Genomic DNA, 14904 nt, shown 5'->3' on the forward strand with positions numbered 1-14904 from the left:
CTCCTCAAACGCTATCGGGGAATGCGGTCTGCTGATAGCCGCCTCGCAACGTTCCCTCGATATAACTCGCCTTACACGCGCGGCGAGCGATCTTGCCGCTTGACGTACGCGGAATCGAACCCGCGGGGACGAGCAGGATGTCTCGGGCCGTAACACCGTGACGGGAAGAAATCGCCGCACGCACAGTGTCCGCGATCGGCTGCGGATCGGCCTTGCCTGCGCCGGGAGCACGCTCGGCCACGATGACCAACTGCTCCGAGGAATCGTCGTCGTCGAACTTCAGACCCGAGTGTGTGTTGGAGAACACGACAGAAGGCAGCTGGTTGGCCGGCACGGCAAACGCAGCGATGAAGCCGGGGCGCAGGGCGGGGCTGGCTTCCTGAGCCGAAGCCTCGAGGTCCTGCGGGTAATGATTGCGACCGTCGACGATCACGAGGTCCTTGACGCGGCCGGTGATGTACAGCTCGCCGTCGACGTAGACGCCGAAGTCGCCGGTACGCATCCAGTTGGCATCCGCCGGCGTGCCCTCGGTGTGGCTGTCTTCACTCAACCGATTGTCCAGCTTGTTGTGGAAGGTCTCCGCCGTCTCGTCGGGGCGACCCCAGTAGCCGATGCCGATGTTCTCGCCGTGCAACCAGATCTCGCCGACGTGATTGTCGGGGACCTCGGTCAGAGTTTCGGGATCGACGATCGCCGCCCACTGACTGCGCGAGACGTACCCACAGGAGACCTGTGCGATGGCGTTCTCGGAGTACTGGTCGACGATGACCATGCGGCCCTTGTTGAGTTCCGTGCGGTCGACGTAGATGACCTTGGCCTCGTCGGAATGCTTGGTCGAGGAGACGAAGAGCGTCGCTTCGGCCATGCCGTACGACGGCTTGATCGCAGTCTTGGGCAGACCGTACTGAGCAAAAGCGTCGTTGAACTTGCGCATCGACGACGTCGTGACCGGCTCACTGCCGTTGATCAGGCCGATGACGTTGCTCAGGTCCAGGGTCTCGCCGTCCTTCGGCAGGCCGCGCGCGGCAGCGTGCTCGAAAGCGAAGTTGGGAGCGGCGGCGAAGGTGCCTGCGCCGTCGGAAACCGCAGCCAGTTCCTTGATCCACCGGTACGGCCGCTGCACGAAAGCGCGCGGGCTCATGATGGTGATGTACTTGCCGCCCAGAGCAGGCAGGATGACCGTCAGCAGGCCCATGTCGTGGAACAGCGGCAGCCACGTGACGCCGCGTGAGTCCTCGTTGAGTTCGATGGAGTCGACCATCTGCAGCGCGTTCGTTCCGACAGCGCGGTGGGTGATCTCCACGCCGGCGGGAACTCGGGTCGAACCGGAGGTGTACTGCAGGTACGCGATGTCGTCGAGTTCGATGTCGGGACGAACCCACGTTTCACCGACGGTGTCGGGAATCGCGTCGACGGCGATGATGCGCGGACGCTCGGCAGCGGGAAGCGAGCGGAACAACTGACGAACACCGGCAGCCGACGAAGCGGCAGTCAGAATCGCAGTCGGCTTGCAGTCACCGAGAACAGCGTGAAGACGGTCGGTGTGGCCGGGCTCGTCCGGATCGAAGAGCGGCACCGCGATGGAACCTGCCTGAATGGCGGCAAAGAACGAAATGACGTAGTCGAGCCCCTGCGGCGCAAGAATCGCGACACGGTCGCCACGCTTGGTGACCTGCTGCAAACGGGCTGCAACAGCGCGCAGACGCACACCGAACTGCTCCCAGGTCAGCTCCAGGGCTTCACCGTCACGCTCGCGTGAGTAATCGATGTACCGATACGCGAGCTCGTCCGCGTTGACACGCGAGTGTTGCTCGACGTAGTCGACCAGCGTGAAGCCTGGTTGCAGGCGGATCTGGCCCTTCTCGTCGAGAAAGCCATCGAACAGCGCGTTCATTCCATCTCCTCCGAAGCGATCACACAAGCACTGTCTTTCATGCCTGCGCCCCAGACTTCCTTCGCTCTCTCGGGTCCATCTTCGATCAATCGAATCGCACTTTGTGCGCAACTCACCTGAATCACTTCATCGATCCCAAACCATCGATATGTTACAGATTCGCATCGTCCGTATTCTCCGGCCTACTCGCCCGCCAGTAACGGGATGATCGGGGCGAACGCTTCCATCTGCGTCGGGAAGACCCCGACGTACGACATCGACGTCTTCTCACGGACCAGTCGAATCTGGTCTGCGATTTCCTCGAAAGTGCCCACAGCCAGGTATGGAGAGTTCAGCAACTCCTCCACGCTCAGCTTACGATCCACTTCGATGTTCGGCGGAAAACCTTGGTCCAGAGCGGCGATTGCCATCTCGGCAGCCTGCTCTCGATCGTCGGTGATCATGATCATGGTGATGGTCCAGTTGAGTTCGATCTCATCGAAACGCTCGCCGGCAGCTTCGCGGATCCGCTCGACACGTTCGATGGTCTTTTCCATCGTGATTCCGGAGAGCAGAAGCCGCCCGTCACGGTTGGTCGGTGTGGCGACCGAGATGATGTCCGCGTACTTCGCGGCGAGAGCGAGCATCTTCGGTCCGCCGCCACCGACGATGATCGGCGGCCGCGGGCCCTGCCGCGGTCGCGGGCTGCCCTTGAGGCCACGCACCTGATAGTGCTTGCCTTCGAAAGTGCATTCCTGCCCGCGCAGCAGTGTGTCGAGAATCTGCAGAGACTCCTCGAGTTTCTCGATGCGAACGCCGGGGCTTTCGTATGCGATGCCGCCCTTGTCGAACTCTTCCTTCATCCAGCCTGCGCCGATACCGAGTTCGAGTCGACCACCGGACAGCACGTCGATAGTCGCCGCGTCCTTCGCGAGCACAGCAGGATGACGGAAGCCGTTGGCCAACACGGCAGTGCCCAGACGGATCTTGTCCGTGGCCACTGCGAGCGCTCCCAGAGCGGCGATCGGTCCGACCTGATTACCCAGGTGGTCCGGAATCATGAACGAGTCGTAGCCGAGTTCCTCGGCCTTCTGCGCAAGCTTGACGAAACGTCGCGCACCACCCTCTTCGGCGTTGCCCTCGCCACCGGCCGCAAACCGGAATTTGCGTAGGGCATCGCTGCCGTGGGTGGAACTCATATAGCGATTCTCCTGTGATGGACACGTACGTCGTACTCGGACTTCGAAACCGGACAAATCGAACCTACTCGCCAGTCACTTACGTGACAGCACTGTAGAGGACGCCCCCGGACCGTGCAGCACTCTACCGGGACCAAACGAGCAGATTACCCGCGAGCGAACTCCCGAGACGCCCGATTGTGACGAATCAACAGTGCGGCGGTGACTCAACTGTGGGGCGGTGTCGGTGCGGCGTCGATCTTCTCCGCAGCCCACTGTGCCATCCATTGGGTGGCCGTCGTGCCGTTCGGATCGACTTGGAAGGAGTTGTACATCGCGTGCACAGGGTTGTTGTAGTACTCGAGAAGCCGCGGCGCCGAACTCAACCAGTTGGTCGGATTGAGAGCGGCGGCCGGAGCGTCGCAGATACCGTCGCTCGGCGCGCATATCTGATAAGTCCGGTCGTTGAGGTCGCCGAATCCGCCTGGCCTCGGGCCGGTCATCGTGAGACCGGGAAGCTTCAGCCCGTTCAGCGACAGCTCGGCGCCGACACCGGCAACGCTCGGGCCAACCGTGTTCCCGAACGCCGGATCGCGCCGACCGTCGGCAATCAAGCCCACGCCCAGAACCAGATCGGCAGGCACCGCGCCGGTACCGTCGCCGATACTCGCGGCGACGTCACCCGCGATCACCGCGCCCTGGGAAAATCCGGTCAGGACGTAGCTCGTGAGCGGGCACTCGGCGTGCCGCTTCATCAGAAAGTCGTTAGTGGCAGCAGTTCCCGCAGCCCGGCTGTTGTTGTAGGACTGCTGTCCGTCCGGCGGGATCGCAACCGGATTCGAAAACTGTGCGACGTAAGGAACGGTGTAGACGTCGGCCCTCGAACTATCGAACTTCTCCTGAAGAGGACGGGTCACGTTCAGCATCAACGACGCCGGATTGGCCGTCGGGTTGTACGGGTCGTCGGTAGCGCTCGACTCCCACGTACCCGGTATGGCTACTACCTGGACATCGGGGCAACTGGCCGGCTGAGACACCGGCGGCTCCGGACTCGGCGGGATCGGAGTCGGCGAAGGCACCCGCCCGGCCAGGATGTACCAACCGCCGATCACGACCGCTGCGACCACAAGAATGATCAGCAGCGGGATCAGGCACCCACGACGCTTTCCAGACCTCGCCATGACCCGCGCCTACTTGCAGTAGGTGGTGTTGGCGACGTCGATATAGATCTGAGCGTTCGCACCTGCCTGCTCGGGAGTGATCTGCTTGCCTTCCGCCGACGCTTCCTGGCCGACGAAGGCAGTCACGAAGGTCAGGACCTCGTCGTCGGTCTGAGGACCGGCAGCGCAGATGTAATTGGCCGTGTTGACGGCGATGCTTCCGTCACCGGCTGGGGTGATGCCCTTCGCCTTCAGTCCGTCGAGGAACTTCTGTGCCTCTGGACTGACCTCGACGACTGTGGGGCCTGGGAAGCCTTCGATGCTCTGCGGCTGCTCCGGCGGCGCAGTGGCTGCTGCTCCTGGACTGGTGGGCGCAGCCGACGCCGTCGTGGTCGCAGAGGCGGACGCAGACGCCGAACCGCTCGAGGACGAAGCCGCAGCGGACGTCGTGGTGACCGGATTGGAGGTTGCAGTGGAGTCGTCACTACCGCACGCGACAAGCGCGCCGCCCGCGGCGAGCGCCAAGGCGCCGACCGCGATCGCGCGTGCACAAGTGTTTCGGTTACCCGAGAAAAGCGACATCAATGTCCGTCCTTGCCTTCAGTCGAAAGTCCATCAACAGGTTACGCAACGCACGCGGGCGGGCACCGATCCGTGATCGGGCCCGCCCGTCGTGCACCACTGTGAGTTAGTGAACTTCTGTCTTGTCACCGATCACCGTGATGTAGCCGAACTGGAAGTTCTGCTGGACACCACCGGGGATGTCGAATTTGTCACTGATCGGGAATCCGAGGCGGCCGCCCTCGTATCCGACGCTCTTCCAGCCGTCGAAGAGCGGGCCGTTCTCGACGGACCATGCACCGGTGCCGGGGCTCCAGTAGATGTTGCCGCCCTCGAACTCGGTGAAGCGTCCGTTGTCCTTGATCGGAACCTCGTTCGACTTCGGGAATCCGAGCCAGCCGTTTTCCCAACCGAGTTCGCCGTACTTGCCCATGATCATTCCGAGAACCGCGTGAGTTCCGTTGGCGCTGCTGTACATCGCGCCGATCTCGAATCCCTGAACCTTGCCCGGCTTGCCGGGCGTCGCGATCTCGTCGGCGGTCGGGTAGCCGAGCGGGCCACCTTCCCATCCCTGTGCGGACCACTCGGCGAGGATGTCGCCGCTGACGGGGTGAGCGCCGGTCTGCGGGGTCCAGTAGATGGAGCCGTTCTGGAAGTGGTTGAAGCGTCCGCGTCCGTCGGGGGTACCGAGTTCGGGAGTACGCGGGAAGCCGAGCGGGCCGGCCGCTGCTCCGGTGTTCATGTACGCGCCGGCGATACGACCGGCGACAGGCTGGGCGCCCGTTCCACTGGTGAAGTAGATGCGACCGTTGCGGAAGTCCTGTGCCAGGCCACCCGCGACGGTGTACTCGGGGGTGATGCAGTCGCCGATCCAACCGTTGGCTGCGGCCGTCGCACCGATCTCACCCGAAGTGCCGCAAGCCGGCTTCTCGACCTCGACGCCGATGGCGTTGGCCAACTGCGGCCACAGCTGATGAAGCTCGAACTGCCAGTACGGCCACGAGTGGGTTCCTGACGGGCGGTAATTGACCTGCGCGGGGATGCCGAGCTGGTTGAGCTTGGTCGCGAAGGTCTGCGAGGTCAGGCGAGCGAGGATCTCGAGGCCCATACCTGCGTAGTTGGTGCTGACGCCGGGAATTCCCGACGGCTGGTCGTACGGGCCGGTCGTACCGCTACCACTCGAGACGTACAGGCTGACGCCCTTGAGCTTCTCGGCGAGCGCATACGGATCGTGTGCAGCCCACTGCGCGTTGGACGGCGGTCCCCACATCGCGGCGGAGTTGTATCCACCGGCGTCGGTCATCGCGAACTGGATTGCCTGAGGCATGCCGAGCGAAGTGGTGGTGAGGATGCCGGACAGCGAAGCCGCGAACTTGAAGAAGCCGGGGTTACGCGCCGTGAGGAACATCGCGGACGTTCCGCCCATCGACAGTCCGACGACACCGCGCGTCTGCGTGGTCCGCCAGTCCTTTTCGAGGATCGGGGGCAGTTCCTTGGTCAGGAACGTCTCCCACTGGTAGTTCTTGCCGTTGTCGGGCTCGAGCCAGTCGGAGTAGAAGCTGGACTGACCGCCGACGGGAAGAATGACGTTGACGTTCTTGTCCGCGTAGAAGGACTCGGCGTCGGTTTCGTAGGTCCAGGCGTTCTCGTTGTCGGTCGCGCGAAGACCGTCGAGCATCCAGACCGAGGGGAAGCTGGCCGACGGATTGACGTTCCAATCGCGAGCCAAGAGGATCTGCACCTGAATCGGGGTGCCCATCGCGGGAGAGTTCACCCACAGCGCGACGCGACGCTCACTGAGCCAGTCGACCTTCGTGACCGCTGCGCCGGTGGGGTTCTGGGTCACGGCCGGTGCGGCCTGAGCAGGTGCCGGCGCGGCTGCCGCGGTTCCGGCCGTCGTCAAGCCCGCGGCGATCGGCAGTACCAGCATCGCTGCCAGTGCGCCGACGACCTTTGTCCGGAAGGTTGCCCGGGACCGGCGACGGTCCTCCGTGGCAAGGCCTACTCGCATGAGCTCACTCTCTTTCCTTACGTTCGGTCCGCGCGTCGATCGTGTAGCCGCCTGAGCAGCCAGACCCCCGTTGAAACTATTTCTACACGCAAACGATCCCCGCTTGGGGTAGCCGCGCTGTTACTGGTGGTGCAATTGTTACTGACCTCTGGCGATCGTGCAGCGCCTGAATACACAAGTGCCGTCCCGGTTTCCCTTGGAGGGAGTCCGGAACGGCACTGGTGAAGTGACTAGGTCACGGGATGGCGCACGATCACCAAGCGTTCATGGTGTCGAGGATCTGGCCGCGAGCCTTCCACAGCTCTGCCGACCAGTACGGCCACGAGTGCGTGCCGTTGGACGGGAAGCTGTAGGTGGCCGGGATACCCAGCGAGTTCATGCGGATCTGGAATGCACGGGTGTTGACCAGGGCGAGTGCTTCGAGGCCCATGCCGTTAGCCGTGTTGTAGTAATCGATCGGTGCGCGCGGGTGGTCGTATTCACCGGGCAGGCCGCTTGCCGACGAGATGTACATCGACAGGCCCTGCAGACGCGGTGCGAAGACGAACGGGTCGTTGCGCAGCCAGGACGGGCTCCACGGCGGTCCCCACATGGAGTCGACGTTGAAGCGACCGGCATCGAGCATTGCGACGCGGATTGCCTCGCGCATGCCGGGAGCCGAGATGTTCAGGTAGCCCGACAGCGAGCCGGCGAACTTGAACTGGTCGCGGTGGTAAGCAGCCAGCGTCAGAGCAGCGCTGCCACCCATCGAGAGACCGAGAACCGCGTTGTTGTTCGGCGAGACGCCGTAGTTCGCGAGGAAGTTGGGGAGTTCCTGCGTGAGGAACGTTTCCCACTTGTACGTGATCTGCTGACCGTTGAAGTTCGACGGTGCATACCAGTCGCTGTAGAAGCTGGACTCGCCGCCGACGGGCATCACGAGGGTGATGTTGTCGTTGCGGTACTGGTCCATCGCGTTGGTCTCGAAGCTCCACGCGTTGGCGTCGTTGCGCGCACGCAGGCCGTCGAGGAGGTAGAGGGCAGCGTTTCCGCCGCGTGCGGCCCACTGGACCTGGACCTTGATGTTGCCCATCGAGGAGGGCACCCACAGCTCGTCGTATCCGCCCGAGGGGGCGGTGTGGCTGGGAGCAGTGTGCGCGGGCGCAGCAGAGGCGACAGCACTACCGGCAACTCCTGCAGCAAGGGGTAGCACAAGTGCTGCGGCACCGATGGCCAACGCTCGGTGCTTGAGGCGCTGGGTCAGCCTCTTTCTGGCAAAACGCATGGATACTGCTCTCTCTCTTCGTCTGCGGCACTCACTCGGTGGAGTGGCTCCGGCGGATTCCGTCGGGGAACAGGCTTTTCTGCCAGCCCGAACAAGTTCGGGTCGGCAGCGGACCTCTTCCAAGTCACACTGCGCTCGCTGGACTTTATGTCACAGGTTCAGCTGTGACAAATAGACAGACCGTTACGTCTCAGTCCGCGGGCGACGCCGTCATCACCCGCAGGGAGTGATTCAGGTTAGGTGAATCGTCTTCGAGTACATCGTGGCCAATCGATTCGGTGTTACTGAATCGAAATATTCAAACCTTCAACCGTCGGTGATGCTGATCACATCACTTCGGCGGCTCCGGCGGAACGAGCCCGCAGCGTTCCAATTCGTAGGCCGGAACCCGGTCGAATCGGTACTTCGCGAAGTCGAAAGCCTGCTGGAAGTTCTGTTTGAATCTGGCCCAGGTCAGCTCGGAGCGGTACGACGTGAGCAACTCCTGCGTTTCCGGGCACGTGATCGCCAGCTTCGCGTCGGCAACCCAGTCCTCGTCGAGGAAGAACGGCAGCCACGGGCGAACGTCGATCATTCCGGTATCCGCGACCACCCAGTCCGGGTAAAGGTTCTTGTCGTGCCCGATCCGGCCGTCTTCGAGGCGCTCGGTGTGTGCTGCCAGGGGGTACGCCAGCCCCATCTGATCGAGCACCCGAACGTCGAGGCCCACGTTCATGCTCGTCATTCCGAGGTTGAGGAAGAAGACGACGTGCTCGGCAGGCTCCTCGAGCGGCCCTGGCGGTGGGACGACGAACCAGGAGTCGTAACTCGCCGACGGCAACAGCAGCCCACCCTCCGGAGTCCGCGCGATGGTCTCCACCATGGCACGCATTCGCGGATAGTCGAGGTAGTCCTCGGCAAGAATCGGGTGCTTGTGACCGGTGTTGAGTGCATAGAACGCACGCTCGTCGACGATTCCCGAGCGACCCACCACGGAGCCTTCCGGCATGCCCGTCGTGTTGGCGGCGAAGAAGGCCCAGATGATCGTCCCGATCCACAGCACCGCCGAGGCTCCGAAGATCGCGGTGTCGCGGTTACTGCCGAACGCTGCCCGCGCCGGAACCCGCAGCGGAATGACGGCGACCGGGATGAGCAGGCAGAACAACACCGGCAACAGGACGCGGCCGTGCATGAAGTCGCCGCCGACGCGCAGAGAGTAGATCCCGAGGATCAGCCCGCTGCCGAGGATGAACGTGACGACGGCCCGCGGCGTGCGCAGAAACTGCTGAAAGCGCTGCCACAGCGAGCGTGCGGGTTGATCGGTGGCGGTAGCAGGTGCGTCCGCTCGGCTTCGCCACACGAGCAGCAGCGCGCCGATGAGCAGGAACAGCAGCGGCAGCCAGAGCAGGTACGGCCCGACGAGGTTCCACAGGTACGCAAAACCCTGCGCCCACTTCGCGCCACCGGCGTCCTTCGACACCGCGGTGTTCGGGTACGGCAGGGCGTAATAGCCCATTCGCCAGATCTGATAGCCCACCGGCACAAGTCCGGCGACGACCACGATCAGTGCGCGAATCTTCCAGGTCAGGCCTGCGGAGAGAACGATCATCATCAACGCGGCGGCACCGGGAATTGCCATCTCGGGTCGAACCAATGGTCCGAGGCCTGCCACGAACGAGAGAGTCAGGATCGACGCCGTGGACGGCTTCGACGCCTGCGCCCACCGAACGAGCAGTAGCCACAGGAGCGCGATCCAGAAGATCACCAAGCAAGTCTCGAGCCCGGAAGTGGCGAAATCTCGCGCAGGCGGAACCGCGATGTAGACGAGAACACCTGCCGGTACCAGCAGGATCGTTCCGCCCGCCGACGGCCGAACGCCTCGGTACAGACGACCGGTGCCGAGCATCGCCAGCACGACGGCAGCAGTCGATAGCACGAGCGCGATCGTCAGAACGACGTATTCGAGGCGGATCTGCGTGAGCCAGCTGAACGCGTAGACGATGTACGTCCACGCGGTACTCGTGTTCGCCTCGACACGCTCACCCGCATTGAAGACCGGGCCGTTCCCCGCGAGCAGGTTGCGGACGGTTCGCAAGACGATGAGTCCGTCGTCGGCGATCCAGCGACGCTCCCACGCCCCCCAGAACATGAGGGCAGCAGCAAGCACCACCCCGCCGAGAAAAACTCCTCGACTGAGGGTGGTGCGGTTCGCCGCAGTGTCGACGTGCGGGTCGGCCTCGGTGCGTGGCTCAGACGAGGTAGACAGCGACACCCACTACTCCGATCCACGCAATCGCGAGGAGTTGCAGCACCCGGTCACCGAGCGCGATCTCCTCAGGCTCTCCGGCTTCGCCGCCGTCGACGTCCACCGCGTATCGCAGCACCGCGATGGTGAAAGGCACCATCGAGATGGCATACCAGTTGGTGCCCTTGATGGCGTCCTGTTGGAACGCCCACAGTCCGTAGCAGAGGACCAGCGTCGTCGCTGCCATCGTCCACACGAAACGCAGGTACGTCATGGTGTAGCTCTCGAGGGACTTACGGATCTTCGCGCCGGTCTTCTCGGCCAACTGCAGTTCGGCGTAGCGCTTGCCAGCCGCCATGAAGAGTGAACCGAACGCCATCATCAGCAGGAACCACTGCGAGAGATCGATCTCGGCGGCAACGCCACCGGCGATCGCTCGAAGCAGGAAGCCGGACGAGACGATGCAGATGTCGATGACGGCCTGATGCTTGAGACCGAAGCAGTAGGCGAGCTGGATGACGATGTACACGCCCATGACCACGGCGAGTTGCCAGTTGGCCAGGAAGGACAGCCCGATCGCACCGGCAAGCAGCACGACTGCCATTCCGTACGCGATGTTGACGGGTAGAACTCCGGCCGCGATGGGACGGAATCGCTTCGTGGGGTGAGCACGGTCGGCTTCGACGTCCATCGCGTCGTTGACGAGGTAGATGCCCGATGCCGCCATGCAGAACACGACGAACGCCAGCGCGACGGGTAGGAGCACGTCGGCTTCGGTGGCGGTTCCGGCCGCGATGGGCGCTGCCAGCACAAGGACGTTCTTGACCCACTGACGTGGGCGAAGCGCCTTGACGATGCCGGCGGGCAGGGACTTCGGGGGTCCGCTGACCGTAGCCGGTTCCTCGCTCATTTATCTCCACATTTCTGTTCGGCTCTGGCTTCTTCGACCCGGCGAACTACCGCCGCGGATGCGGCTCCCAGTGCCGCTCCGGCGAGTACGTCGGTCGGGTAGTGAACTCCCAGGACCAGACGCGAGAGCATCATCGGGGGCACCAGCAACGCCGGTAAGGGTAGCCCGGTGAGTCGACCGATCAGCACAGCCGCCGCCGTCGTCGACGTCGCGTGGGATGACGGGAAGCTGAGCTTGCTCGGTGTCGAGACGTTGACCTGCACCGAAGGATCGGAAGGTCGCTTGCGCCTGACGACTCGTTTGATCACCACGGAGGCGGCGTGTGCACCGAATGCTCCGACGGCTGCTCCGGCCCATTCACGTCGACGCGGCTTGTCCACGGCAGCTCCGACGGCAGCGATCGCGATCCACCCGAGGGAGTGCTCACCGAAGTGAGACATACCGCGCGCGACCTTGACGGCCCCCGGCAGCTGCCCGACGGTCGATTGAATACCGGCCAGAATCTGTACTTCAGGAGATGCCGAAGACACGTTCCCACCTTTCCGTGCTGGTCAGTGAAGGAACGGCGTCCTGGTACTGCTTCTTGAGCTCGGGGAAACGCGCGGCGAGTTCGCGGCGCAACCGTGTGGCTTCCTTGAGCAGTTCGAGTGCAAGCTTGGGGTTTCGCTTGCGGTAGACGACGCCGCGACCGTCAGCGGTGGTGACCGTGACGCCGTCGACCTGTGAGAGCAGGAACCAACGGGCGTCGATGGTCGGCACGTTGAGCTGAGGGCGCTCGAGGTGTTCCGGCTTGGCCGGCTTCACGTTGTGCACTCCGGCCTTGAGAACCCGGGTGATCTTCGCGACGGTCGACAACGGCAGGCTCACGTCCCCGACATCTGCACCCGAGGGCAGCGGAAGCGCAGTCGACGAAGGCAGTACGACGGCGTCGGAGAATTCCTTGCGCTGGGCGTGGACCTCACCGAGTGCTGTCGGCAGCATGTTCGCGACGTGCTCGGGTCCGGCAAGGAAGTCTGCGATGGCCTTGTTCTGGATCGCAACGGTGGAGTACTCGAGGCACAGCAGGTGCTTGAGCGTTGCCTTCACCGTGTTGACCACGAGGCCACGGCCGTTGCCCGGCATGTGGAGCGCTGCCACCACCAGGCGGTTACGGAGGTGGAAGTACGCCTGCCAGTCGATGGCGTCGTCCTTGTCGCTCCACGCCATGTGCCAGATCGCGGCACCGGGCAGCGTGACGGTCGGGTATCCGGCTTTCTTTGCGCGCAAACCGTATTCGCAGTCGTCCCACTTGATGAAGAGCGGTAGCGGCTGCTTGATTTCTTCGGCGACCTGGCGCGGGATCATGCACATCCACCAGCCGTTGAAGTCGACGTCGATGCGGCGGTGCAGGAGTTTCGATTCGCGCAGCGGCTTCTTCGAGAAGTCGTGGTCGTATTCGACGTTCGGTGCCGCGGTCCACATGAAGATGCCGCGGTTGACCACTTCACCCATCACGTGGAGGTGGCTTCGTTCCTGCAGGTTGAGCATCTGCCCACCCACCAGCATCGGCGACTTCGCGAAACGTGAGAACGAAAGCGCACGCAGAATCGAGTCGGGTTCGATCTCGATGTCGTCGTCCATGAACAGGATGTGCTGGCACTGCGTCGTCTTGAGTGCCTCGTACATGATTCGGCTGTATCCGCCCGAACCACCGAGGTTGCCCTGATCGTGAATGGCGAGCCGATCACCGAGTGCTGCAGCAGCTTCGGCAAATCCGGGTTCGTCGCGCACCTTGCGCGTGCCCTGATCCGGCATGATGACGGCCTTGATCACGTCCGACACCAGGGGATCGGAAGCAAGTGCAGCGAGAGCCTTGACCGCGTCGGTCGGACGGTTGAACGTCGGAATACCAACGGCGACAGTCGCTTCGCCGGGAGCCTCGACGGGCGCGTACCAGCCGCCACTCTCGACGACGACGGCCGTATCAGTGGTGATGTCGAACCAGATCCAGCCACCGTCCTCGAACGGCGCCAGTTCCACCTCGAACTCGACCGCGGCATCGCCGTCGGCAAATTCCTTACCTTCCACGTGAATTCGCGAGGAATCGGCCTTGGAACGGTAGATGTCGACGCGGCCGTGTCCGGACAGTTCGAGTCGAAGGACCACCGATTTCAGGATGGACCAGCGCCGCCAGTAGCTGGCGGGGAACGCGTTGAAGTAGGTCGCGAACGAGACCTCGGTCTCGGCGCCGAGCGCTACCGACGTGCGCGAGGTCGAGTGCGCCCGCCGACTGTTGGACCAGGACTCTTCCAAGTACAACGTGCGGACGTCGAGCGGCTCACCGGCACGGGGCAGGATGATCCGCTGGAGCAGGGACTTGCCGAGGTAGGTCACCTCGTCGCCGCTGACGGCGTCTTCGCCTTCGAGTAGATGACGTGCGTTCATTCGCTCTCCCCTGCCAATTCCGCACCCGTTTCGAGATGCGGGCGCAGGGTGTTCTCGAACATCGTCAGTGCGCTGGCGATCGCCATGTGCATGTCCAGGTACTGGTAGGTGCCGAGACGTCCGCCGAAGAGGACCTTGTTCTCCGCCGTCTCCTTCTTGGCGCGGGAGCGGTACGCGGAGAGCTTCTCGCGATCCTCGGGCGTGTTGATCGGGTAGTACGGCTCGTCCTTCGCCTCCGCTGCACGTGAGAACTCACGCATGATGACGGTCTTGTCGGTCGGGTACTCGCGCTCCGGGTGGAAGTGACGGAACTCGTGGATGCGGGTGAACGGGACGTCCGCGTCGTTGTAGTTCATGACCGGGGTGCCCTGGAAGTCTCCGGTGGGCAGAACCTCGGTCTCGAAGTCGAGGGTGCGCCATCCCAGTGCGCCTTCGGAGTAGTCGAAGTAGCGGTCGAGCGGGCCCGTGTAGACAACAGGCGCGTCGGGGCTCGCGGTGTGCAGTTCGTCGCGAACGTCGAAGTAATCGGTGTCGAGGCGGACCTCGATCTTCGGATCCTTCGCCATGTTCTCGAGCCACGCCGTGTACCCGTCGACGGGCAGGCCCTCGTACGTGTCGTTGAAGTAGCGGTTGTCGAAGTTGTAGCGGACCGGCAGGCGGCTGATGTTCGCCGCGGGCAGCTCGGTGGGGTCGGTCTGCCACTGCTTTGCCGTGTAGTCACGCATGAATGCTTCGTAGAGCGGGCGCCCGATCAGGGAGATCGCCTTCTCTTCGAAGTTGGAGGCCTCCTTCGAGTCGATCTCGCTGGACTGCTCGGCGATGAGGGCGCGCGCCTCTTCGGGAGTGAAGTACCGACCGAAGAACTGCGACACGAGGCCGAGGCCCATCGGGAACTGGTACGCCTGTCCCTTGTGCAGCGCGAAGACGCGGTGCTGGTAGTTCGTGAACTCCGTGAACTGGGTGACGTAGTCCCAGACCTTCTTGTTGGAGGTGTGGAACAGGTGGGCACCGTACTTGTGGACCTCGATGCCGGTCTCCGGCTCAGCCTCCGAGTATGCGTTCCCCCCCAGGTGGTGACGGCGGTCCAACACCAGCACACGCTTACCCAGCTGGGTAGCGGCACGCTCGGCGATGGTCAGCCCGAAGAATCCCGAACCGACGACGATCAGGTCGTACTGGGCACGGGCGGTCTCTGAATTTGCAGCGGTCACGATGAACCAGGGTATCGGACCTGTTCGGACGCCGAGGGTTGGATGCGTCACCAGGGACTATGGCCCTTGTTTCCTGATTTCAGCATCC

General features: G+C 63.3%; 11 protein-coding genes. All 11 read right to left on the reverse strand.

The genetic code is table 11. The features are described 5' to 3' along the window. Window positions 1–4 precede the first annotated feature (4 nt). Window positions 5–1894 (reverse strand): long-chain-fatty-acid--AMP ligase FadD32, encoded by a 1890-nt coding sequence (gene fadD32 / locus EEB12_RS14150; RefSeq protein ID WP_003943899.1) that lies wholly within the window; start codon window positions 1892–1894, stop codon window positions 5–7. Window positions 1895–2076: 182 nt separating this feature from the next. After that, window positions 2077–3072 carry an LLM class F420-dependent oxidoreductase gene (locus tag EEB12_RS14155; RefSeq protein ID WP_019746410.1) on the reverse strand — a complete coding sequence of 332 codons (996 nt, stop codon included), beginning with the start codon at window positions 3070–3072 and terminating at the stop codon, window positions 2077–2079. A 206-nt stretch (window positions 3073–3278) separates the two neighbouring features. After that, a complete protein-coding gene (locus tag EEB12_RS14160) occupies window positions 3279–4232 on the reverse strand; it encodes a cutinase family protein (protein ID WP_019746409.1) in 954 nt (317 codons plus the stop codon). Window positions 4233–4241: 9 nt separating this feature from the next. Further along, window positions 4242–4793, reverse strand: a complete 552-nt coding sequence (locus EEB12_RS14165) for a DUF732 domain-containing protein (protein WP_021342459.1) — start codon at window positions 4791–4793, stop codon at window positions 4242–4244. Between the two features lie 106 nt (window positions 4794–4899). Continuing rightward, a complete protein-coding gene (locus EEB12_RS14170) occupies window positions 4900–6783 on the reverse strand; it encodes an alpha/beta hydrolase-fold protein (RefSeq protein WP_141487970.1) in 1884 nt (627 codons plus the stop codon). A 253-nt stretch (window positions 6784–7036) separates the two neighbouring features. Beyond that, window positions 7037–8047: an alpha/beta hydrolase gene (locus tag EEB12_RS14175; RefSeq protein ID WP_020905770.1), complete on the reverse strand. Its 1011-nt coding sequence runs from the start codon at window positions 8045–8047 to the stop codon at window positions 7037–7039. A gap of 331 nt (window positions 8048–8378) precedes the next feature. Continuing rightward, a complete protein-coding gene (zomB, locus tag EEB12_RS14180) occupies window positions 8379–10298 on the reverse strand; it encodes a flagellar motor control protein ZomB (protein ID WP_141487971.1) in 1920 nt (639 codons plus the stop codon). Next, window positions 10276–11181 carry a decaprenyl-phosphate phosphoribosyltransferase gene (locus EEB12_RS14185; RefSeq protein WP_003943808.1) on the reverse strand — a complete coding sequence of 302 codons (906 nt, stop codon included), beginning with the start codon at window positions 11179–11181 and terminating at the stop codon, window positions 10276–10278. Before EEB12_RS14185 ends, zomB begins: the two co-directional genes overlap by 23 nt. Continuing rightward, the gene (locus EEB12_RS14190; RefSeq protein ID WP_003943893.1) at window positions 11178–11711 is read right to left on the reverse strand and encodes a phosphatase PAP2 family protein; all 534 of its coding nucleotides are present in this window, start codon (window positions 11709–11711) and stop codon (window positions 11178–11180) included. The genes EEB12_RS14185 and EEB12_RS14190 overlap by 4 nt, the downstream gene beginning before the upstream one ends. Further along, on the reverse strand, window positions 11692–13605 hold the full coding sequence (locus tag EEB12_RS14195; RefSeq protein ID WP_019746404.1) for a glycosyltransferase: 1914 nt from the start codon (window positions 13603–13605) through the stop codon (window positions 11692–11694). Before EEB12_RS14195 ends, EEB12_RS14190 begins: the two co-directional genes overlap by 20 nt. Beyond that, window positions 13602–14816 (reverse strand): UDP-galactopyranose mutase, encoded by a 1215-nt coding sequence (gene glf / locus EEB12_RS14200; RefSeq protein WP_141487972.1) that lies wholly within the window; start codon window positions 14814–14816, stop codon window positions 13602–13604. The genes EEB12_RS14195 and glf overlap by 4 nt, the downstream gene beginning before the upstream one ends. Between the last annotated feature and the right edge of the window lie 88 nt (window positions 14817–14904).

This window comes from Rhodococcus sp. WS1 (assembly GCF_003797745.1).
Classification (GTDB): domain Bacteria; phylum Actinomycetota; class Actinomycetes; order Mycobacteriales; family Mycobacteriaceae; genus Rhodococcus_F; species Rhodococcus_F erythropolis.

Coding starts and splice junctions, on each gene's coding strand:
- EEB12_RS14195 (WP_019746404.1), bottom strand. CDS start 13,605: ATGAACGCACGTCATCTACTCGAAGGCGAAGACGCCGTCAGCGGCGAC.
- EEB12_RS14185 (WP_003943808.1), bottom strand. CDS start 11,181: ATGAGCGAGGAACCGGCTACGGTCAGCGGACCCCCGAAGTCCCTGCCC.
- EEB12_RS14160 (WP_019746409.1), bottom strand. CDS start 4,232: ATGGCGAGGTCTGGAAAGCGTCGTGGGTGCCTGATCCCGCTGCTGATC.
- fadD32 (WP_003943899.1), bottom strand. CDS start 1,894: ATGAACGCGCTGTTCGATGGCTTTCTCGACGAGAAGGGCCAGATCCGC.
- EEB12_RS14170 (WP_141487970.1), bottom strand. CDS start 6,783: ATGCGAGTAGGCCTTGCCACGGAGGACCGTCGCCGGTCCCGGGCAACC.
- EEB12_RS14155 (WP_019746410.1), bottom strand. CDS start 3,072: ATGAGTTCCACCCACGGCAGCGATGCCCTACGCAAATTCCGGTTTGCG.
- EEB12_RS14175 (WP_020905770.1), bottom strand. CDS start 8,047: ATGCGTTTTGCCAGAAAGAGGCTGACCCAGCGCCTCAAGCACCGAGCG.
- EEB12_RS14165 (WP_021342459.1), bottom strand. CDS start 4,793: ATGTCGCTTTTCTCGGGTAACCGAAACACTTGTGCACGCGCGATCGCG.